This window comes from Asanoa ishikariensis (assembly GCF_900107455.1).
Lineage (GTDB): Bacteria > Actinomycetota > Actinomycetes > Mycobacteriales > Micromonosporaceae > Asanoa > Asanoa ishikariensis.
In genome coordinates this window covers 69,522-89,594 of the sequence record NZ_FNQB01000002.1, presented here as the reverse complement: position 1 = coordinate 89,594, position 20,073 = coordinate 69,522, and the positions used below count along the sequence as shown (strand labels likewise).

Below are 20,073 nucleotides of genomic sequence, written 5' to 3'. Positions count from 1 at the left end.
TGCGTCGATGCTACCGACTATCGGTATATACCGCCAGTCGGCTTATCCGACGAACGGCGGCACGGCCATCTCGCCGCGGGCGATCGGCACCACGCTGCCCGTCACCTGGGCCTTGGTCACCACGCCGACGGCCGCGGTGACGACGCACTCCAGAACCGACGGGCGGTGCAGCTCCAGGCCCTGGTGCACCACGTAGCCGCTCTCGCCGTCGGCCGGGAGCAGGCCGCTGGTGACGAGCCAGACCCCGAGGCCGAGCGCGGCCGAGCCGGTCGCGGGGTCCTCTGGCACGGACAGCCCGGGCACGAAGACCCGCACGTGCGCGGTGCGGCTCTGCGGGTCCCAGGAGAAGACGTCGATGCTGTGCGCCGCGACGCCGTCCGCCGCACCGGTGTCGAGCCGGGCCCGGGTCACCGCGTCGGCGCGTACCGGCAGATAGGGGAACTCCAGACCACAGCCGGCGATCCGGGGTGGGCCGGCCGGGTCCAGGTCGTCCGCGGTCAGGCCGACGGCAGCCAGCAGCGGAGCGGGATCGAGCGGCTCGCCGATCGTGGCGGTGCCACCGGTCAGCGTGGCGGTCGACCCGGAGACCACGACCGGCAGCAGACCCGCCCCGCATTCCTGGACGACCGCACCCGCGGCGAACATCCCGCGCGCGCTGGCGGTCACCGCGGCCCCGACGCTCGGATGTCCCGCGAACGGAAGCTCGCTGTTGGGGGTGAAGATGCGCGCCCGGTAGGTGGCCGCCGCGCCAGGCGTCGGCGGCAGCACGAACACCGTCTCGGACAGATTGAACTCGCGGGCCAGTTCCTGCATCTGGCTGCCAGCCAGCTCCTCGGCGCCGAACACGACTGCCAGGGGGTTGCCGGTGAACGGCCGGTCGGTGAAGACGTCGACGATCTCGTACGCCACGCTAGACATGCGAGACAGCCTAGGGAATTAGGCTGACGTAGTGACGACGGCGCGGGTTTATATCGCCAGGCTCGCGGGCCTGCCGGTCTACGACCCCAACGGGGACCAGGTCGGTCGGATCCGTGACGCCGTCGCCCGCCTGCGCACCACCAACCGGCCACCCCAGGTCGTCGGCCTGGTCGCGGAGATGACGGTCCGGCGCCGGATCTTCCTGCCGATGGGCCGGTTCATCTCGATCGACGCGGACGCGGTCGTGCTCAGCACCGGCACGCTCAACCTGCGCCGCTTCGAGAAGCGCCCCAACGAGCTGCTGGTCCTCGAAGACCTGCTGGACCGCCGGGTGACGATCCTGCCCGAGGAGACCCCGGGCGTGGTGGTCGACCTGGCGATGGAGGCCAGCCGCACCGACGAGTGGTCGCTGGCCCGGGTCGCGGTCCGCCAGCCGAGCCGCCGGCTCACCCGGCGCGGGCAACTGGTCGAGCTCGAATGGGACCGCGTGCGCGGGCTGATCGGCCTGACCGACACCCAGGGCACCGCGGGGCTGCTCGCCGTGCTGGAACAGATGCGCCCGGCCGACGTGGCCAACGCGCTCCAGGAGATGTCGGACACCCGGCGCAACGAGGTCGCCGCCGCCCTCGACGACGAGCGGCTGGCCGACGTGCTCAGCGAGCTTCCCGAGCACGACCAGGTGGAGATCCTGGCCGTGCTCGACCAGGAGCGCGCGGCGGACATCCTCGAGGAGATGGACGCCGACGACGCGGCCGACCTGCTCGGCGAACTGCCCGGTCCGGAGCGGCAGGCGCTGCTGGACCTGATGGAACCCGACGAGGCCGAGCCGGTGCGGCAGCTACTCAAGTACTCGGCCGGCACGGCCGGCAGCGTGATGACCTCGGAGCCGGTGATCCTCACCCCGGACGCCACGGTCGCCGACGCGCTGGCCCGGATCCGCGAGCCGCAACTGCCGCCCGCGGTGGCGGCGCAGGTCTTCGTCGCGCGGGCGCCGATGGCCACGCCCACCGGCCGATACCTGGGCATGGTGCACTTCCAGAAGCTGCTCCGGGAGCCCCCTTCGGAGATCATCGGCGGCGTGGTCGACAGCGGCATCAACCCGCTGCGCCCGGAGACCCCGCTGATCGAGGTCACCCGCCGGATGGCCATGTACGACCTGGTCGCGATGCCGGTCGTCGACTCCAACAACCGGCTGGTCGGTGCCGTGACCGTCGACGACGTGCTCGACCACTCGCTGCCGCCGGACTGGCGCGACCGAGACGTCGCCGACGACCTGGTCGGCGCGCCCCTGCCGATCCCACCGCACGTCGTGCCGCCCAGGGGTCGAGACGGCAGCGACGATGGCTGAGCCACGCCCACCCGCACGGCTCGACCAGCCGCGTGAGCCGCACCGGCTGAAACTGCCCCGGTTCGACCCGGAATCCTTCGGTCGCTGGTCGGAGGCGATCGCCCGGGCGCTCGGCACGGCGAAGTTCCTCGTCTACATGAGCATCGTGATCCTGCTCTGGGTGGGCTGGAACACATTGGCACCGTCGGGCTGGCGCTTCGACCCGTACACCTTCACGTTCCTGACCCTGATCCTCTCGTTGCAGGCGTCGTACGCCGCGCCGCTGATACTGCTCGCGCAGAACCGGCAGGCCGACCGGGACCGCGTCTCGTTGGAGGAGGACCGGCGGCGGGCGGCGGCGCAGAAGGCCGACACCGAATACCTGACACGCGAGATCGCGTCGTTGCGGCTCGCGATCGGCGAGCTGGCGACCCGCGACTTCCTCCGCTCGGAACTCGGCCGGCTCGCGGAGGACCTCGACGAGATCCAGCGACGGCGCAAGCGCAAGTCGAAGCAAAGCCTGGCCGAACCGGACGACCACGCGGACACCGACGCCTGACGTCCGGCATACAGTTGCAGCATGTCTGCGCCTGCCACGTCTCGTGAGGAAGCCATCCAGGCCGCCCTCGCCACCGTCGACGACCCAGAGATTCACCGCCCGATCACCGATCTGGGCATGGTCAAGTCGTTCACGATCGACGAAGACGGGCTAGTGCGCGTCGACCTGCTGCTGACCGTCGCCGGTTGCCCCTTGCGCGACAAGTTGAACAACGACATCACCAGTGCCGTGAGTGCCGTGCCCGGCGTCAGCGGCGTGCTGGTCGACTTCGGCGTCATGAGCAAGGACCAGCGCCAGGAGCTGCAGACCCGTCTGCGCGGCGGTGGCGGCGCCGAGCCGGTGATCCCGTTCGCCGAGCCGGGTTCCCGCACCCGGGTGTACGCGATCGCCAGCGGCAAGGGCGGCGTCGGCAAGTCGAGCGTCACCGTCAACCTGGCCGCCGCGCTGGCCGCCCGCGGCCTGTCCGTCGGCGTGGTCGACGCCGACATCTACGGCCACTCGGTGCCGCGGATGCTCGGCGCCACCGGCCGCCCCACCCGGGTGGAAGACATGATCATGCCGCCCGAGGCGCATGGCGTGAAGGTGATCTCGATCGGCATGTTCACCGCCGAGAACGCGGCGGTCGTCTGGCGCGGCCCGATGCTGCATCGGGCGCTCCAGCAGTTCCTCGCCGACGTCTACTGGGGCGACCTCGACGTGCTGCTGCTCGACCTGCCGCCGGGCACCGGCGACGTGGCGATCTCGCTGGCCCAGCTCCTGCCCAACGCGGAGATCCTGGTGGTCACCACGCCGCAGACGGCCGCGGCCGAGGTCGCCGAGCGCGCCGGAGCGATCTCACTGCAGACCCACCAGCGCCTGATCGGCGTCGTGGAGAACATGTCGTGGCTCGAGCTGCCGACCGGCGAGCGGATGGAGATCTTCGGCTCCGGCGGCGGCCAGGTGGTCGCCGACAAGCTGAGCCGCACGCTGGGCGCCGAGGTGCCGCTGCTGGGCCAGATCCCGCTGGACACCCGGGTCCGCGAGGCCGGCGACGCCGGCCTGCCGATCGTGCTCTCCGAGCCGGACGCCCCGGCCGCCCAGGCCATCTCGGCGGTGGCAGACCGGCTGGCGGTGCGCCGCGAGTCGCTGATCGGCAAGCCCCTGGGCCTGCGCCCCGCCGGGCGCTAGCGGTTTACGTGTAGTCGTCGAACGAGCGACGGGCCGGCGGCGCTGGTGCGCTGGCCGCGCCCGTCGCCGGGCTCTTGATGTCGGCCGCCTTCGCGACGTCCTTGAGATCCTGGTGCACGCCGCTGAGGTCCGACTTCGCGTCGTCGAACATCTTCTGCAGCGGCTTGCGCAGCGACTCCTGCTCTTCCTCGCTCATCAGGTGCTTGCGGATGAACGCCTTCGGGTGCAGGTCTTCGAGCTGGATGTCGGTGCCGAGCTCACGGCTCAGGTCACCGGTCGCGTTGGTGGCCATCTTGCGCAGGTTGCGGACCATGCGCAGGCCGTCGGTGATCACGTTCGGCAGCTTGTCGCCGAAGATCAGCAGGGCGACCAGCACGAGCAGGCCGATCTCCCACCAGTTCAGGTTCTCGAACAACCGGGCCTCCCTCGTGCGATCCCCGGCGCAACCATACGCGCGGGCCGAGCGGGAAGGGAACGGCCGAAGCTACTGGGCGTCTGCGGCCAAAGTCACCGAGGCGGTCTGCGTCTCCGTCCCACGCCGGTACTCGACCGTGACCACCGCGCCCGGCGCGTACTTGCGGACCAGCGCGATCAGGTCGGTCGACTCCTCCAGCGGGTGGCGGTCGATCCTGGTCACGATGTCGCCGGCGCGCAGGCCGGCCGACTCGGCCGGGCCGCCCGGCTCGACCGTGTCGAGGCGGACGCCGGTGCCGGTGGTGCGCCCATTGGTCACCTTGGCGCCGATCACCGTGCGGCGGGCCTTGCCGGTGTCGATGATGTCCTGCGCGACCCGTTTCGCCTGGTTGATCGGGATGGCGAAGGCCAGGCCGATGTTGCCGGCGGTCTGGTCGTCGGCGGACACCGACTTGATCACCGCGTTGACGCCGATCACCCGGCCACCGCCGTCGACCAGCGGGCCGCCCGAGTTGCCCTGGTTGACGGCGGCGTCGGTCTGGATGGCCGCGTAGTAGCGGACCGGCCCGCCCGGGTCGCCCGCCTGGATCGTGCGGTCGACCGCGCTGACGATGCCGGAGGTGACCGTGTTGGCCAGCGCCAGCGGCGAACCGATGGCCAGCACCGGGTCGCCGACCGCGATGGTGTCGGAGTCGCCGAACTCGATGGGCGTCAGGCCCTCGCGGGCCAACTTGATCACCGCGATGTCGGACTCCGGGTCCTGGCCGACCAGCTTGGCCGAGGCGACGCTGCCGTCGCTGAAGACCGCCGTGTACGTCTTCGTGCCGCCACCCTCGACCACGTGGTCGTTGGTGATGACGTAACCGTCGGCCGACACCACGAAGCCCGAACCGAGGCTGGACCCTTCGCTCGACGCCACCCGGACGGTGACCACGCTGGGCAGCAGCCGCGCGGCGACGCCGGCCAGCGAGTCCGGGGGGCGGTTGGCCGCGGCCGGTGGCGTCGCGCCGTTGCCGCCGAGTGCGGTGCCCCCGCCGACGCCGTTGCGGGCGGCGAACGCGTAGCCGAGTGAGCCGCCGAGCAGGCCGGCGAGCAGGGCGGAGACCACGGCGACGACCAGCACCGAGCGGTTGCCGGGCGGGCGCGGCGCGTTCGGGTCGACCACGCGCTCGGGCTCCGCGGCACCGGTCGGGCCGGGCGGGAGCACGACCGCGGCCGGCGCGTGCGGGTCGCGCCAGGGATCTCCCAACGCGTCGGACCACCACGGGCTGGCCGGCACGGAGCCGGGGGGCGCGGCGTACGGCGACGGCATCGGACCGGGCGACACGGGGTACGACGGTGCGGGGCTGGACGGCAACGGGCCCGGGGCCTGTTGGCCCGCAGGCCGGCCAGGCTGATAGCCGTTCCAGCCGTCGGTCACGTCGCCTCCCGGTCGCCGCCCACTACCCCGACTCAAGGATTACATGGATACCTGAAGAGCATTCAGCAGTTGCCGAACGGCCTCCGGGCACCGCCCGTCCATCCAACACCGACGGTGCGCTCTACGCTCATACCCGGTCCCCCCGCTCCCCCTCGCACGGAGGTTCACCCATGGGCACCGCCGGCCAGGCCTGCGCGCAGGCGCTGCAGTTCGCCGACGCGTACCCGCCTGAGGACCTGGTGCTCCAGACCGCGCGCCGGCTCGCCGACGAGGTCGGGCTGGAATGCGTGACACCAGGCGCCGGCGCGGCGTTGCGTCTGCTGGCCGCCGCGGGAAACGCCCGGTCACTCGTCGAGATCGGCACCGGCACCGGGGTGAGCGGCGTCTGGCTGCTCCGGGGCATGCGCCGTGACGGCGTGCTGACCACGATCGACGTCGAGAACGAGCACCAGCGGGTGGCCCGGCGGATCTTCCAGGAGGCCGGCTTCGCGCCGTCGCGTACGCGGATCATCACCGGGCGTGCCCTGGACGTGCTGCCCCGGCTCACCGACGGCGGATACGACCTGGTGTTCGTCGACGCTGACCCGACCGAGTACGCGGCCTGCGTCGCCGCCGCCCGCCGGCTGCTGCGCGTCGGCGGCGTGCTCGCCGTCAACAACGCCCTGGCCGGCGGCCGGATCGGTGACCCGGCCGCCCGTGACCCGGAGACGGTGCTGATCCGCGAGGTCGTCAAGGACCTACGCGACTCCGACGACTGGGTCCCGGCGCTGCTGCCCACCGGTGCCGGCCTGCTCACCGCGGTCCGCCGCTAATTAGAGGCTCGCCAGCCAGCGGAGAAGGGTGCGTACGCCCCAGCCGGTCGCGCCCTTGGACAGTTCGGAACTGTCGGACTCGATCCACGACGGCGCCGACATGTCGATGTGCACCCATCGATCACGCAGCGGCCCGGCGAACTCGGCGAGATAGAGCGCGGCCATCACCGAGCCGGCCCCGCCCTCCGAGGCGATGCTGCTCAGGTCGGCTAGCTCGCTGCTGAGGAAGTCGCGGTAGTCGGTCGTCAGCGGCATCCGCCAGACCTGCTCACCGGCGTCGGTGGCGGCCTCGGCGAACGACTTGGCCAGCCCGTCGTTGTCGCTGTAGAGGGCCGCGGTGCGCTTGCCGAGCGCGACCGCATTGGCCCCGGTCAGCGTGGCCAGGTCGACGATCAGATCGGGGTCGAGCCGGTCGACCGCGTAGGCGAGCGCGTCGGCCAGCACCAGCCGGCCCTCGGCGTCGCTGTTGTTGCTCTCGCTGGTGCGCCCGCCGTAATGCCGGATCACGTCACCGGGCCGGAAGGCCGAGCCGCTGACCAAGTTTTCGGCGAGCGGGGCGAGCGCCGTCACCCGAACGGGGAGGCGCAGCGCCGCGGCGGCGATCGTCGCGGCCACGACGGCCGCCGCGCCGCCCATGTCTTTGCGCATGAGCTTCATCGCGTCGCGCGGCTTGATCGAGATGCCGCCGGTGTCGAACGTGATGCCCTTGCCGACCAGCACGACGTGTTGGGTCGCCTGCGCCGGCGACCAGGTCAGCTCGACCAGGCGGGGTCCACGCGACGACCCGCCGCCGACGGCCAGGATGCCGCCGAAGCCCTCGGCCGCGAGCTGCTCCGGCTCACGAACGGAGATGGTCAGGCCGTCGTACGCCGCCGCGGCAGCGCTGACCTGCTCGGCGAACCACTCCGGCGTCTTCTCGTCGGACGGCATGTTGGTCAGGTCGCGGGCCAGCATCGTGGCCTCGGCGGTCGCCCGGGCGGTGGCCAGCGCGGCCTCGTCGGGCGTGCCGGCCAGCAGCACCTCGTCGAGCGCCGGCGGCGCGTCGGGGCGCGGCGCGCCGAGCCGGAAGCGGTAGGAACCGAGCAGGACGCCTTCGGCGAACGCGCGGAGATCGGTGTCGTCGCCCGCCGGCAGGACGACCGTGACGGTGCTCGTGCGGGCCGTGGACCGGGCGAGCCCGGCACCGGCGGCGCGCCACCCGCTGGCCCCGCCGTCGCCCACGCCGACCAGCAGGACCTTCGACGGGCGTTGGGTCGGCCGGGGCAGCACCTCGACGACCCCGCCCTTGCCGCTGTGGTCGACGGCCAGCGCGACCACGTCGGCCGGCAGTCCGTCAGGCAGCGGCACCCCGGCCCGGGTGGGCACGACGAGCGTGTCGGCGTCTACGTCGGCGGGGTCGATAAAACGGAATGTGGGCACGCCGGCCTCCGGGTTGTGCTGAGCTGTCCTGCGCGGGCTGTCCTCGGACAAAGGAGGCCCGCCGGCAGCCCGGGGGGCATGCCGGCGGGCGCGTTCGGACGTCAGCCGGCAGCGGTCTTCAGTGCGTCACCGAGCGCGTTGGCCTCGTCAGGGGTCATCTCAACGACGAGCCGCCCTCCGCCTTCCAGCGGAACCCGCATCACGATGCCCCGGCCCTCCTTGGTGACCTCCAGCGGACCATCGCCCGTCCGCGGCTTCATCGCCGCCATGTTGTCTCCCCTCAGACTCGCCAGGGTGGTGGGTTATCCCACAGCCTCTTCGTACCGGCGGCACCACGCTACGGCCCGTGGCACCGTATTACCCGAGGGCGCCTCGCAGGGCGCCGACCAATGATTTTCCCTGATAACCACCGCTGGGCCCAAACCGAGCCGGTATTGATGTGACAGCATCTAGCTTATCTTGAAAGTGGCTGTCACAATGTGCGGTCATGCAGGCACGGTCGGCACTCTTCGACCTCTACGGTGACTACCTGCGCCCGCGCGGCGGCAGGGCTCCCGTGGCGGCGTTGGTTCGCCTGCTCGCACCCCTCGGCATCGCACCGCCCGCAGTTCGGACAGCCGTGTCCCGCATGGTGCGACAAGGCTGGCTGCACCCCCTGCGACTGGCCGCCGGACCGGGCTATCTGATCACGTCGAAGGCGGCCCGCCGACTCGACGAGGCCGCCGCCCGGATCTACCGCACCAACCGGCCGGGCTGGGACGGGCGCTTCGACCTGATCGTCCTGGAGGCTCCGGCGGCGCGTCGCGAACGCCAACGCCTCGGCGCGAACCTCAGCTACCTCGGTTACGGCATGCTCGACGAGCGCACCTGGGTCGCCACCCGGCCCGGCGTCGACGTCGACGCCATGCTCGTCGAGACCGGCATCGGCTACGAACGGTTCACCGCGACACACGCCGCCGGCACGTCCGGTGCGATGGCGGTCGTCCGCCGGGCCTGGGACCTGTCCGAGATCGGCAACGCGTACGAGGCCTTCGTCGCCGAACAGCGCCCGCTGCTGACGCACGTGACGCCGCGCAGCGAGGACGAGCTCGCGTACGCGGCCCGGTTCCGGCTCGTGCACGCCTGGCGCACGTTCCTGTTCCGCGACCCGCAGCTTCCGCCCGCGCTGCTGCCGGAGCGCTGGGCCGGCACCAACGCCGCCGCGTTCTTCGACCGGCACGCCACGCGGCTGCGCCCGGCCGCCGACCGCTACGTGGAAAGCTGTCTCGAAGCGGGCCTGCGGGCCGCCCGATCGAAAGGTTCCTGACACGTGAGTGACGTGCTGCTGGTCGACCGCACCGACGCCGTGGTGACGCTGACCCTCAACCGGCCCGAGGCGATGAACGCGCTCGACGTGCCGCTCAAGGAGGCGCTCCGCGACGCCCTCGCGGCGCTGGAGACCGACCGCTCCTGCCGCGCCGTGGTGCTGGCCGGTGCCGGCCGGGCGTTCTGCACCGGCCAGGATCTCCGCGAGCACGTCGGCGTGTTGGAGTCCGGCACCACCGACTCGCTCGACACGGTCCGCCGGCACTACAACCCGATCGCGTCCAAGCTGGGCAGCATGCCCAAGCCGGTGATCGCCGCCGTCGGCGGCATGGCGGCCGGAGCGGGCGCCGGCCTGGCGCTGCTGGCCGACTTCCGCATCGGCGGCCCGAGCACGTCGTTCCTGATGGCGTTCGCCAACGTCGGCCTGGCCGCCGACACCGGCCTGTCCTGGTCGCTGCCCCGGCTCGTCGGGCACGCCAAGGCGATCGAGATGCTGATGCTGGCCGAGCAGGTCAAGGCCGACGACGCGCACCGGCTGGGCCTGCTGACCCGCGTGGTCGACACCGACGCCGAGGTGCTGCCGGCTGCTCAGGAGCTGGCCGCCCGGCTGGCCGCGGGACCCACGGTGGCCTACGCGGCGATCAAGCGCGAGCTCTCCGTCGGCGACGCCGGCACGCTCCAGGACGCGCTGTCCGCCGAGGCACAGGCCCAATCGATCAGCGGCGCCACCGCCGACCACCGCAACGCCACGGCCGCCTTCGTCAACAAGCAGAAGCCCACCTTCGAAGGCCGCTAGCTAGTCCTCTTCTTCCGGGTCCTGGTTGGCTTCTTCGCCCAGGACGAAGGCCTGCATGGCCAGCTCGTCGTCGGACGGGGACACGTAGGTGGGCAGCTCGCGCGGGCCCAGCTCCATGACGTAGGTCCAGAAGAGCCGGACCGCCTCGGCCGGGTTGGGTGCCTCGATCGGCAGGTCGAGGCTGACCAGCCAGGTGCGGTTGTCGACGGCGGGCGTGACCCGGGCCGACAGGGCCGCGAAGGTCGGCGCGTCGACCGACGTGAGCGGGCCGGCCAGGGTCAGCTCGGCGGCATCGGTCGGCTCGTCGAAGAAGCGGCGCGTGTAGGTGACCACCACCGGGCCGCCCGGCGCGACGTCGGCGTTGTCCGGGTCGTCGTCGGCCCGGCCGGCCGCGGCCGTGATCCGGCCGAGGGCCACCACCCGCGGCGCCGGTTCCTCGGCGACGATCAGCACCTGGTCACCCTCGACCGGGCCCGGAACGTCGCCGCCGTCGGACAGCTCGAGCGTCTCGTGGTGGAAGAGCCGCTCACTTGCCAACCTCGCCTCGGGGATGACGACCGCCCACTGTGCCATGCCGACCATCCCATCACAGGGCCGCTCCAGGTCAGTGCGGCGGCACGTGGCAGCCGGCCAGGTGGTCGTCGACCATGCCGGTCGCCTGCATCAGCGCGTAGGCGGTCGTGGGGCCGACGAACCGGAACCCGCGCTTCTTGAGGTCTTTGGCCATCGCGGTCGACTCGGGCGTGATGGCCGGGACCTGCGCGGACCCGCGCGGGCGGTGTGGCCGTGGCGGCGGCGCGTAGGACCACAGCAGCTTGCTCAGACCACCGCTGAGCTCGAGCGCGGCGCGGGCGTTGGCGATCGCGGCGTCGACCTTCTGCCGGTTGCGGACGATCCCGACGTCGGCCATCAAGCGGGCGACGTCACCGGCGTCGTACGCGGCAATCTTTTTGATCTTGAAGTGGTCGAACGCGGCCCGGAAGTTCTCCCGCTTGCGCAGGATGGTCAGCCAGGACAGGCCGGACTGGAACGCCTCCAGCGTCATCCGCTCGAAGAGATGGTCGTCGCCGTGCAGCGGCTGCCCCCACTCGGTGTCGTGGTAGGCGAGGTAGTCGGTGCTGCTGCCCCACGGGCAGCGCGCCTTGCCGTCGGCGCCGATCACGAGGTCTGTCACGAGCCGAGCCTATGAGCCGGGTACGACAGTCCTCAGGGCAGCCGGCCGGCCTCGACCAGGCGCGCGAAGCGCTTGAGGGCCTGGGTCAGGCTGAACTTCGAACCCGGCCACAGCACCGGCCAGGCGACCCGGCCCGCGGCGCCGCCGGGCAGGTGGAACCACTCGTGCCAGACGACCTGGGTGCGGTCCTGGCCCATCGGGGTGCAGCGCAGCACGCCGGGGCCGCGCAGCAGCCGGCCCTGGTGGATGACCCGCACCTCGTAGGGCGGGTCCAGCCGCGCCACCCGGAACTCGTCCCGGAGGACGGCCGGACCGAGCGCGGTGACCGCCTCGATCACGGAGCCCTCACCGCCGTCGCCGGAGATCACCCGAACGGTGGTGAACGGGATCCACTCGCCCTGCCGGCGCCAGGCGGTGAACGCCTCGTACACCTGCTTGGCGGGCGCGCGGATGATGACCGTCGCGGTGACCTCGCCGGCACCCGGCTGGGCGGCGTCCCGCAGGTCTTCCTCCCTCATCGGCGGGCCGATTCGGCGTCTTCCGTCGGAGCCGCGACTTCCGAGGTTTCCGACTCGATGGCCGATTTCCTGATTGGCGCGCCTTCCGGCGAAACACCCGGGGATTCGGCCTCGTTCGGCTCCGCCGCCGCGGCGGCGGCCCGCTTGGTCGGGCGCGAGGTGCGGGTCGCGGGGGTCTTCCGCGGGGCGCGCGCCTTGGCCGGTGCGGCCGGCTCGGTCGCGCTGGCCGGCTCGACCCCGCTGGCCTGCTCGGACCCGCTGGACTGCGCTGCCGCGGCCGGCTCGATCGCCGCCGTCGAATCGGTTGCGGCCGGCGCGGACACGACGGTCGGCCCGGCCGACTCGGCCGGTGCGGCCGGCTCCGGCTCCGAGACGACTGCGGTGGCCGCGGCCTGAGCCGGCTTCGGGTCCTGCTCGGCGGCGGCGGGCTCGGCCTGGTCAGGTGCCACCTCGGCGGCCGGGTCAGCGGCGTCGGAGGCAGCGGGAACGGGCGCCGACGGGGCGTCCACGGACTCGGTCGGGGCCGGCTCGGCCACCGCCGTTTCGGCCGGAACAGCCGCCGTGGGCTCGTCGGCGATTTCGTCAGAGTCAGCCGGGCGGGTGAACTCGGTCCACCCCGGCTTGCCGGGTTCGGTCGCCGCGGGTGCCGGCGGCGGCGGGGCCTGGGCAGCCTCGCGAGCCCGGCGCAGCGCGTCGGCGTCCAGCACCCGACCCTCGCGGAGGGCGTTGACCTCGGCCTCCAGGACGCCGATCAGCTCGTCCTTGTAGCCGATGTCGTAGGCGGCGCGGCGCAGCGCCTGGTCGACCTGGGCCATCCGGTAGCCCCGGGTGGCCAGGTCGAAGCGCACGTCGCCGAGGTCGGCCTCCAGCAGTGGCCGGGTGGTGGGCAGCGGTAATGCCCGACCGTCGGGCTCGGCGGGCGACAGGCCCGGGTCGCGACCGCTGACCAGCACGGTCACGCCGAACACGACCGCCGCGACGGTGACCGCGACGACCACAATAAGGAGTAGCTGACCCATACGCCCGATCGTGGCATGTCGCGCCGAGAGGGTCGACCCCGCCACCCCGTCGTCCACCTTCGCGGGCAAGGATCAAGCCAGTGGTACGACGGCGGCAGGAGGAATCGATATGTCGGGCGAGTTGCGGCTGGGTCCGCGTACGTTCGGCCCGACGGACCTCGTGGTCATGGCGATCGTGAACCGGACACCCGACTCGTTCTTCGACCGGGGAGCCACATATGCCGCTGACGCCGCCCTGCGTGCGGTCGAGGCGGCGGTCCGGGACGGCGCCGACGTCATCGACATCGGCGGCGTGAAGGCCGGCCCGGGCGACCACGTCGACCCGGCCGAGGAGATCGCCCGCACGGTCGCCACCGTGGCCACGGTGCGCGCGGCCTTCCCGGACACGGTCATCTCGATCGATACCTGGCGCGCCGAGGTCGCCACCGAGGCGGTCGCGGCCGGCGCGGACCTGATCAACGACACCTGGGCCGGCGCGGACCCACGACTGGCCGAGGTCGCCGCCGCGACCGGTGCGGGGCTGGTCTGCACCCATGCGGGCGGCCTGCGACCGCGTACCCGCCCGCACCGGGCCGCGTTCACCGACGTCGTCACCGATGCCGTCGACACGGTCACCGCGTTGGCGCGGCGGGCGCAGGCCCTGGGCGTACGCGCCGACGGCATCGTCATCGACCCCGCGCACGACTTCGGCAAGAACACCCGGCACTCGCTGGAGCTCACCCGGCGGCTGGGCGACCTGGTGGCCACCGGCTGGCCGGTGCTGGTCGCACTGTCCAACAAGGACTTCATCGGCGAGACGCTCGACCTGCCCGTCGAGGAGCGACTGGAGGGCACCCTCGCGGCGACCGCCGTCTCCGCCTGGCTCGGCGCCCGGATGTTCCGGGCACACCAGGTCCGTGAGACCCGCCGCGTGCTCGACACCGTGGCGTCGATCCGCGGCGACCGCCCGCCGGCGGTCTCCCGCCGAGGCCTCGCCTAGGACGCGCCCTAAGTCCAGTTGAGAATCTTCTTGCGCCAGGCGTAGAGGATGCCGAGCGCCAGGACGGCCACGAAGATGGCCATTTCCACCACGGTCGTCGCACCGAAGCCGGGGCGGTCGAAGACCACCGCCCACGGAAAGAGAAAAACGGCCTCGACCGCGAAAAGCACGTAAAGGTACGCGTACACGTAATAGCGGATCTGCATTTGTGCCCAGTCGCCACCGACCGGGTCGACGCCGCTCTCATAGGTCAGGCGCTTGCCCACGGGCTCGGCCGGATTGGCCGGACTGAGCAGCCGGTTGGCGCTGAACGCCCCGACAAAGATCAGCACGCTCGCCAACAGGAGGAGCCCCAGCGTCGCGTACGACCCGAGGTAACCCGTCATGGCCGGGACTCTACCGCCGTTCGGGCGATTCGAGTCGGCCGATGATCTCGGGTCAGCCGGCAAAGGGCGGGAGTTACGGTTTTGTTTCCGACGGAACGGGTGTCCGGTGGCAAGTATCGCCGAATAATGAGGCACCCCAGCAACGGTCGGAGGAACCATGGCGAGCAGCCAGCGCGCGTACGCCCTGCTCCGCGCGTCCGTTGCCGGCCTGATCGCGGCCGGGATGATGGCTCTCATCGTGACGGTCCCGTCGATGGGAGCCGGCGCGGCCAGCCCGGTCGGCGTAACGGCTGCCCTCGACCCTGGCGACGACACCGGCGGCAACCCGGGCGACCCCGAGACCAGCGCGACCGAGCCCGACTCCCCGCCGACCAACCCGGTGCCGAGCGACGATCCGACGTCGCCGGAGCCGACCAGCTCGCCGACCGCCTCCGAGCAGCCGACGGAGCAGCCGTCCACCGACCCGACGACGCGGCGACCGACCACCAGGCCGTCGGCCAGGGAGGACCACCCGACGGGTGCCCCGCCCGAACAGCCCGGCCCGGTGCTGCCCGGCCAGCCGCAGCTAGGCGCCACGGTCTGGACCGGCGACGTCAGCCTGGGTTGGTCCTACTGGTCGCGGTCCAGCAGCCCGGCCACCCTGCGGGTGGTGGTCACCAACACCGGCTCGATCGTCGAGCGGATGACGATGCGCTACACCCTGCCGGCCGGGGTGACCGACGCCGGCACGGCGGGCTGCGCGCTGTCCGGCGGGCGCTCGTACGTGTGCGGATCCTGGGTCGCCGGGCCAGGCCATCGCTTCGAGACCTCGATCCGCGTCCGGGTGGCGGGCAACGCCTGGCAGCAGATGCCGCTGGGTGGCTCGGTCGACGTCACTGCGGCCGCGGTCTCCCGGCCGGACCTCGGCTCGATCGTCGACAACCAGGGTTTCGCGGTGCTCTTCCCGCCCGGCCCGCCGGTCGCCGGGATCGGGCTCGCCGCCGGCGAGGTCAACTTCGACTCCCCGACCGGCCCGGCCAACCTCCAGGTCAAGCTGACCAACACCGGCGACGACGCGTCGACGGGTGCCGTCGAGGTGCTGCTGCCCGAGGGAGTGACGGTCGACGGCCAGCCCGCCGGCTGCGCGTCCAACGGCGAGCGCTTCCGATGCGACGTGGGCCGGCTGCGCGCCGACGAAACGGTCACCACCACGGTGCCGCTGCGCGCGACGGCCGAGGCACAGCGCCTGGCGCCGCTGTCGGGCGCGGTGTTCGGCATGCTGACCTCGGGCGGCCGCACCAAGCAGGTGCAGATGAGCTTCCGGATCACCGCCGCCGCGGCCACCGCCACGCCGGCGGCCAGCCCGGGGGGCGCGGCCGGCCCGACGGCCTCCCAGGGCGTGATCGGCGGCTTCGCGAAGGTGTCCGAGAGCACCGACGGTCTGACCGGCGTACAGAAGACCGCGCTCGCTCTGGTGATCGTCTCGGTACTCCTGGTGGTCCTGGCCATCACCCTCGCCACGACGTCGCTGCGTCGCCGTATAGAAGACGACACCACCGCGGCCTTCGATGCGGCGACTCGTGACTAGGCCCGTGAGCAGTGCTTTCGCTCACAAGTAAGGCAACCCTGACCCCGACGTGAGAAGGTCGTCTCACCGGGCGGGACCCGGTACGTGGAAAGGCTGTTCCCGGGACGTACGCTTTTCCAAGACACAACATGGAGCGGGACGGCCCAACGACGCGCGACCCCGCCGCCGCCGTCCGGCAAGGAGGTCAGCTTCTCGTGGCCAAACAGGTCCGTCAACTGGATCGCGTGGTCATCCGCTTCGCTGGCGACTCCGGCGACGGCATGCAGCTCACCGGCGATCGATTCACGTCGGAGACCGCCCAGCTCGGCAACGACATCTCGACGCTACCCAACTTCCCCGCGGAGATCCGGGCGCCCGCCGGCACCCTGCCAGGGGTCTCCAGCTTCCAGGTGCATTTCGCCGACACCGACATCCTCACGCCGGGTGACGCCCCCAACGTGCTGGTCGCGATGAACCCGGCAGCGCTCAAAGCCAACGTGGGTGACCTGCCGCGCGGCGCCGACATCATCGTCAACACCGACGAGTTCACCAAGCGCAACCTCACCAAGGTGGGTTATGCGGCGAACCCGCTCGAAGACGGTTCGCTCGACGGCTACTCGTTGCACCCGGTCGCGCTGACCGCGATGACGATCGGCGCCCTCGCCGACCACGACGTCTCGAAGAAGGACGCCGAGCGCGCGAAGAACATGTTCGCTCTCGGCCTGCTCTCCTGGATGTACTCGCGGCCCTACGACTCGACGCTCCGTTTCCTGGAGCGCAAGTTCGCCGCTCGCCCGGAGTTGGTCGCGGCCAACATCGCGGCGTTCAAGGCCGGGTGGAACTTCGGCGAGACGACCGAGGACTTCGGCGTCCGCTACGAGGTCAAGCCGGCGAAGATGAGCCCGGGGACCTACCGCAACATCACCGGCAACCAGGCGCTGTCGCTGGGCCTCGTGGCCGCCGGCGTGCGCTCGGGCCTGCCGGTCTTCCTCGGTGCGTACCCGATCACCCCGGCGTCCGACATCCTGCACGAGCTGAGCAAGCACAAGCGGTTCGGCGTCACCACGATGCAGGCCGAAGACGAGATCGCCGCGATCGGTGCCGCGCTCGGCGCCTCGTACGGTGGCAGCCTCGGCATCACCACCACGTCCGGCCCGGGCGTCGCGCTCAAGGGCGAGACGATCTCCCTGGCGGTCGCGCTGGAGCTGCCGCTGGTGATCATCGACGTGCAGCGGGCCGGCCCGTCGACCGGTCTGCCGACCAAGACCGAGCAGGCCGACCTCAACATGGCGCTGTTCGGCCGGCACGGCGAGGCGCCGGTCGCCGTCGTCGCGCCACGGTCGCCGTCCGACTGCTTCTTCGCCGCGCTCGAGGCGGCCAGGATCGCGCTGACGTACCGCACGCCGGTGATCCTGCTGTCCGACAACTACGTGGCGAACGGCTCCGAGCCGTGGCTGCTGCCCGAGGTCGACTCGCTGCCCGACCTGCGGGTCGAGTTCGCGACCGAGCCCAACGGCGAAGACGGCAAGACGTTCCTGCCTTACCTGCGCGACCCGGTCACGATGGCCCGGCCGTGGGCGATCCCGGGCACGCCGGGGTTGGAGCACCGGATCGGCGGTCTGGAGAAGGCCGACAAGACGGGCGACATCTCGTACGACCCGGCGAACCACGACTTCATGGTGCGCACCCGGGCCGCCCGGATCGAGGGCATCCCGGTGCCCGACATCGAGGTGGAAGACCCCGACGGCGACGCGCGCACGCTGGTGCTGGGCTGGGGCTCGACCTACGGCCCGATCGGCGCCGCCTGCCGCGCACTGCGCCAGCGCGGCCTGCCGATCGCGCAGGCCCACCTGCGGCACCTGTCGCCGATGCCCGCCAACCTCGGCGAGGTGCTCAAGGGCTACGACCGCGTGGTCATCCCGGAGATGAACCTGGGCCAGCTCGCCCACGTGATCCGGGCGCGCTTCCTCGTCGACGCCATCCCGTACAACCAGGTCAGCGGCCTGCCCTTCACGGCCGCCAAGCTGGAGTCCATGCTCGAGGAAGTCGTGAAAAATGGCTGAGCCCGTCGCAGTGAAGCTGACCCAGAAGGACTTCAAGTCCGACCAGGAGGTTCGCTGGTGTCCCGGGTGCGGTGACTACGCGATCCTGGCGGCCGTCCAGTCCTTCATGCCCGAGCTGAAGATCCCGCGCGAGCGCACCGTGTTCGTGTCCGGCATCGGCTGCTCGTCGCGCTTCCCGTACTACATGAACACCTACGGGATGCACTCGATCCACGGCCGCGCGCCGGCGATCGCGACCGGCCTGTCGGTCAGCCGCCCCGACCTGTCGGTCTGGGTGGTCACCGGCGACGGCGACGCGCTCTCGATCGGTGGCAACCACCTGATCCACGCGCTGCGCCGCAACGTCAACCTGAAGATCCTGCTGTTCAACAACCGGATCTACGGGCTGACCAAGGGGCAGTACTCCCCGACCTCCGAGATCGGCAAGATCACCAAGTCGACGCCGGTCGGATCGGCTGACTCGCCGTTCAACCCGCTCTCGCTGGCGTTGGGTGCCGAGGCCACGTTCGTCGCGCGGACCCTCGACTCCGACCGCAAGCACCTCCAGTCGGTGCTGCGCGCCGCGGCCGAGCACAACGGCTCCGCGTTCGTGGAGATCTACCAGAACTGCAACATCTTCAACGACGGTGCCTTCGAGACGCTCAAGGACCCGGCCACCCGCGACGAGTACCTGATCCGGCTCGAGCACGGCCAGCCGATCACCTTCGGGGCCGACGGCCAGCGCTGCGTGGTGCACCCGCCGGGCGGCTTCGGCCTGGAGGTGCGTGACACGGCGTCGGTCGACCCGGCCGACATCGTCGTGCACGACGCCACGGTCTCCGAGCCGGCGTACGCGTTCGCGCTGTCCCGCCTGCCGGGGCTCGACCTGCGCAACACGCCGATCGGGGTGTTCCGCAAGGTGGACCGGCCGTCCTACGACGAGCTCGTGGTGTCGCAGGTCGAGACCGCGAAGGCGAAGGCGACGGGTACGCCCGAGGACCAGCTCGCCGGGCTGCTCACCACCGGCGACACCTGGACCATCCTCTAGTTAGCTGTGCTGCCGGCCCTCGGCCATCGCTGAGGGCCGGTCGTCACGGACGTAGACCAGCATGTCGCCGGTCTCGACCGTGAGGCCCGCCGGCTCGGCCAGCGAGACGACCTTGCCCCGGCGCACCAGCGCGATGACCAGCGGGTCGAGGTCGCGTGGTGCCGAGCCGACCTCCTTGCGCTCGGCGGAGCGCATCGCCAGCGCCATGCCCTGACCCGGGGTCAGCAGGTCCTCGACCACCTCGATCAGCGGCGGGGCCGAGGTCGACAGGCCGAGCAGCCGGCCGGCGGTGGACGCCGACACGATCACGTGGTGCGCACCGCTCTGCCGCAGCAGGGGCGCGTTCTCCGCCTCGCGGGCCGCGGCGATGATCCGCACCTTGCCAGCGGTGAGTTGGCGCACGGTCAGCGTCACCAGCACGGCCGCGTCGTCGCTGTGGGTGGCGATGATCACTGACTTGGCGTCCTTGACGTGCGCCTCCAGCAGCGTCGCCGACCGAGTCGCGGAGCCTTCGACACCGACCAGGCCGTTGGCGATCGCCGACCGCAGCGCGGTCTGGTTCGTCTCGACCACCACGATCTTGCGCTTGTCGAGGCCGTTCTCCAGTAGCACGTTGACGGCGCTGCGACCCTTGGTCCCGTACCCGCAGATGATCACGTGGTCTTTCACTTTGCTCCTCCAGCGCGTCAGGCGCAGGTTGGTGCGGTACTGCTCGGTCAACACTTCGAGGGTCGTGCCGACCAGGATGATCAGGAAGAGCACGCGCGCCGGGGTGATCAGGAAGACGTTGACCACGCGGGCCGACTCGCTGATCGGGGTGATGTCGCCGTAGCCGGTCGTCGACAGCGTCACCACCGCGTAGTACGCACAGTCGAGCAGCGACAGCGGCGTCTCGGTGACGTCTCGGTAGCCGCCGCGGTCGACGTAGACGATCCCGACTGTCGCCATGACCAGGCCGACGGCGGCAAGCAGCCGCACGCCGAGTGCGCGCAGTGGACTCTGGCGTACCCGGGGAAAATGGATCACGCCGTCTCCCGCACGCCCACACCTTAAACGAGCCCCGCGACGGCCGACGCCCGGGAATGCACCGGCCCCGGTCGATATCTCCCGGTACGCGCGACGACGCGTACCGTGACGACTCAGGCCTTGTCTGACTCGGCGTCGCCGATCAACGCACCCCGATAGGTGCGGGACCGGCGGGGATGCGGTGGCTGTGGCTCGGCG

General features: G+C 71.6%; 20 protein-coding genes and 1 pseudogene. 10 read left to right on the top strand and 11 right to left on the bottom strand.

Annotation, left to right across the window (positions count from 1 at the left end; genetic code table 11):
- Positions 1–42: 42 nt before the first annotated feature.
- The gene (locus BLV39_RS14700) at positions 43–918 is read right to left on the bottom strand and encodes a PhzF family phenazine biosynthesis protein (RefSeq protein ID WP_090791779.1); all 876 of its coding nucleotides are present in this window, start codon (positions 916–918) and stop codon (positions 43–45) included.
- 31 nt (positions 919–949) lie between these two features.
- On the opposite strand from BLV39_RS14700, the gene BLV39_RS14695 reads away from it, so the two are divergent.
- Genes BLV39_RS14695 through BLV39_RS14685 form a run of 3 tightly spaced genes read left to right on the top strand, consistent with a single transcriptional unit; the run spans position 950 to position 3,971 of the window.
- Positions 950–2,266: a magnesium transporter MgtE N-terminal domain-containing protein gene (locus BLV39_RS14695; RefSeq protein WP_090791777.1), complete on the top strand. Its 1,317-nt coding sequence runs from the start codon at positions 950–952 to the stop codon at positions 2,264–2,266.
- Positions 2,259–2,804, top strand: coding sequence for a DUF1003 domain-containing protein (locus BLV39_RS14690; RefSeq protein WP_090791775.1), 546 nt, complete (start codon positions 2,259–2,261; stop codon positions 2,802–2,804). The genes BLV39_RS14695 and BLV39_RS14690 overlap by 8 nt, the downstream gene beginning before the upstream one ends.
- A 21-nt stretch (positions 2,805–2,825) precedes the next feature.
- Complete coding sequence (locus tag BLV39_RS14685) at positions 2,826–3,971, top strand: Mrp/NBP35 family ATP-binding protein (protein ID WP_090791770.1); 1,146 nt, start codon at positions 2,826–2,828, stop codon at positions 3,969–3,971.
- Between the two features lie 4 nt (positions 3,972–3,975).
- Here the strand turns inward: BLV39_RS14685 and BLV39_RS14680 are convergent, their stop codons facing one another.
- Complete coding sequence (locus BLV39_RS14680) at positions 3,976–4,386, bottom strand: twin-arginine translocase TatA/TatE family subunit (protein ID WP_090791767.1); 411 nt, start codon at positions 4,384–4,386, stop codon at positions 3,976–3,978.
- 69 nt (positions 4,387–4,455) lie between these two features.
- Positions 4,456–5,805 (bottom strand): S1C family serine protease, encoded by a 1,350-nt coding sequence (locus BLV39_RS14675; RefSeq protein ID WP_373315287.1) that lies wholly within the window; start codon positions 5,803–5,805, stop codon positions 4,456–4,458.
- Positions 5,806–5,975: 170 nt separating this feature from the next.
- On the opposite strand from BLV39_RS14675, the gene BLV39_RS14670 reads away from it, so the two are divergent.
- Complete coding sequence (locus BLV39_RS14670) at positions 5,976–6,617, top strand: O-methyltransferase (RefSeq protein WP_090791761.1); 642 nt, start codon at positions 5,976–5,978, stop codon at positions 6,615–6,617.
- On the opposite strand, the gene BLV39_RS14665 is transcribed toward BLV39_RS14670, so the two are convergent.
- Positions 6,618–8,036: a leucyl aminopeptidase gene (locus BLV39_RS14665; protein WP_090791756.1), complete on the bottom strand. Its 1,419-nt coding sequence runs from the start codon at positions 8,034–8,036 to the stop codon at positions 6,618–6,620.
- Positions 8,037–8,137: 101 nt separating this feature from the next.
- Positions 8,138–8,305, bottom strand: a complete 168-nt coding sequence (locus BLV39_RS14660) for a DUF3117 domain-containing protein (protein ID WP_089253522.1) — start codon at positions 8,303–8,305, stop codon at positions 8,138–8,140.
- Positions 8,306–8,523: 218 nt separating this feature from the next.
- On the opposite strand from BLV39_RS14660, the gene BLV39_RS14655 reads away from it, so the two are divergent.
- Together BLV39_RS14655 and BLV39_RS14650 are read left to right on the top strand one after the other, a co-directional pair.
- On the top strand, positions 8,524–9,342 hold the full coding sequence (locus BLV39_RS14655; protein ID WP_090791753.1) for a PaaX family transcriptional regulator: 819 nt from the start codon (positions 8,524–8,526) through the stop codon (positions 9,340–9,342).
- Positions 9,343–9,345: 3 nt separating this feature from the next.
- Complete coding sequence (locus BLV39_RS14650) at positions 9,346–10,137, top strand: enoyl-CoA hydratase/isomerase family protein (protein ID WP_090791749.1); 792 nt, start codon at positions 9,346–9,348, stop codon at positions 10,135–10,137.
- On the opposite strand, the gene BLV39_RS14645 is transcribed toward BLV39_RS14650, so the two are convergent.
- From BLV39_RS14645 to BLV39_RS14630, 4 genes and pseudogenes are all read right to left on the bottom strand, one after another.
- Entirely contained in the window at positions 10,138–10,719 is a 582-nt protein-coding gene (locus BLV39_RS14645; protein ID WP_090791746.1) for a hypothetical protein, read from the bottom strand. It abuts the gene before it with no gap.
- 22 nt (positions 10,720–10,741) lie between these two features.
- Complete coding sequence (locus BLV39_RS14640; protein ID WP_090791742.1) at positions 10,742–11,311, bottom strand: DNA-3-methyladenine glycosylase I; 570 nt, start codon at positions 11,309–11,311, stop codon at positions 10,742–10,744.
- Between the two features lie 32 nt (positions 11,312–11,343).
- Positions 11,344–11,829 carry an SRPBCC family protein gene (locus tag BLV39_RS14635; RefSeq protein ID WP_090791737.1) on the bottom strand — a complete coding sequence of 162 codons (486 nt, stop codon included), beginning with the start codon at positions 11,827–11,829 and terminating at the stop codon, positions 11,344–11,346.
- Between the two features lie 658 nt (positions 11,830–12,487).
- Positions 12,488–12,848: pseudogene (locus tag BLV39_RS14630) on the bottom strand (DivIVA domain-containing protein); the annotation flags it as partial.
- Between the two features lie 109 nt (positions 12,849–12,957).
- On the opposite strand from BLV39_RS14630, the gene folP reads away from it, so the two are divergent.
- A complete protein-coding gene (folP, locus tag BLV39_RS14625; protein WP_090791734.1) occupies positions 12,958–13,827 on the top strand; it encodes a dihydropteroate synthase in 870 nt (289 codons plus the stop codon).
- An 8-nt stretch (positions 13,828–13,835) separates the two neighbouring features.
- Here folP and ndhC read toward each other — a convergent pair whose 3' ends face one another.
- The gene (gene ndhC, locus BLV39_RS14620) at positions 13,836–14,213 is read right to left on the bottom strand and encodes an NADH-quinone oxidoreductase subunit A (RefSeq protein WP_090791730.1); all 378 of its coding nucleotides are present in this window, start codon (positions 14,211–14,213) and stop codon (positions 13,836–13,838) included.
- A 157-nt stretch (positions 14,214–14,370) separates the two neighbouring features.
- Here ndhC and BLV39_RS14615 point away from each other — a divergent pair, with 157 nt between their 5' ends.
- The 3 genes from BLV39_RS14615 to BLV39_RS14605 all read left to right on the top strand — a co-directional run bounded on the left by BLV39_RS14615 (position 14,371) and on the right by BLV39_RS14605 (position 18,849).
- Positions 14,371–15,780 carry a hypothetical protein gene (locus BLV39_RS14615; RefSeq protein ID WP_090791727.1) on the top strand — a complete coding sequence of 470 codons (1,410 nt, stop codon included), beginning with the start codon at positions 14,371–14,373 and terminating at the stop codon, positions 15,778–15,780.
- Positions 15,781–15,974: 194 nt separating this feature from the next.
- Complete coding sequence (locus BLV39_RS14610; RefSeq protein WP_090791724.1) at positions 15,975–17,822, top strand: 2-oxoacid:acceptor oxidoreductase subunit alpha; 1,848 nt, start codon at positions 15,975–15,977, stop codon at positions 17,820–17,822.
- Complete coding sequence (locus BLV39_RS14605; RefSeq protein ID WP_090791721.1) at positions 17,815–18,849, top strand: 2-oxoacid:ferredoxin oxidoreductase subunit beta; 1,035 nt, start codon at positions 17,815–17,817, stop codon at positions 18,847–18,849. The genes BLV39_RS14610 and BLV39_RS14605 overlap by 8 nt, the downstream gene beginning before the upstream one ends.
- On the opposite strand, the gene BLV39_RS14600 is transcribed toward BLV39_RS14605, so the two are convergent.
- Positions 18,850–19,875, bottom strand: a complete 1,026-nt coding sequence (locus BLV39_RS14600; protein WP_090791719.1) for a potassium channel family protein — start codon at positions 19,873–19,875, stop codon at positions 18,850–18,852.
- Between the last annotated feature and the right edge of the window lie 198 nt (positions 19,876–20,073).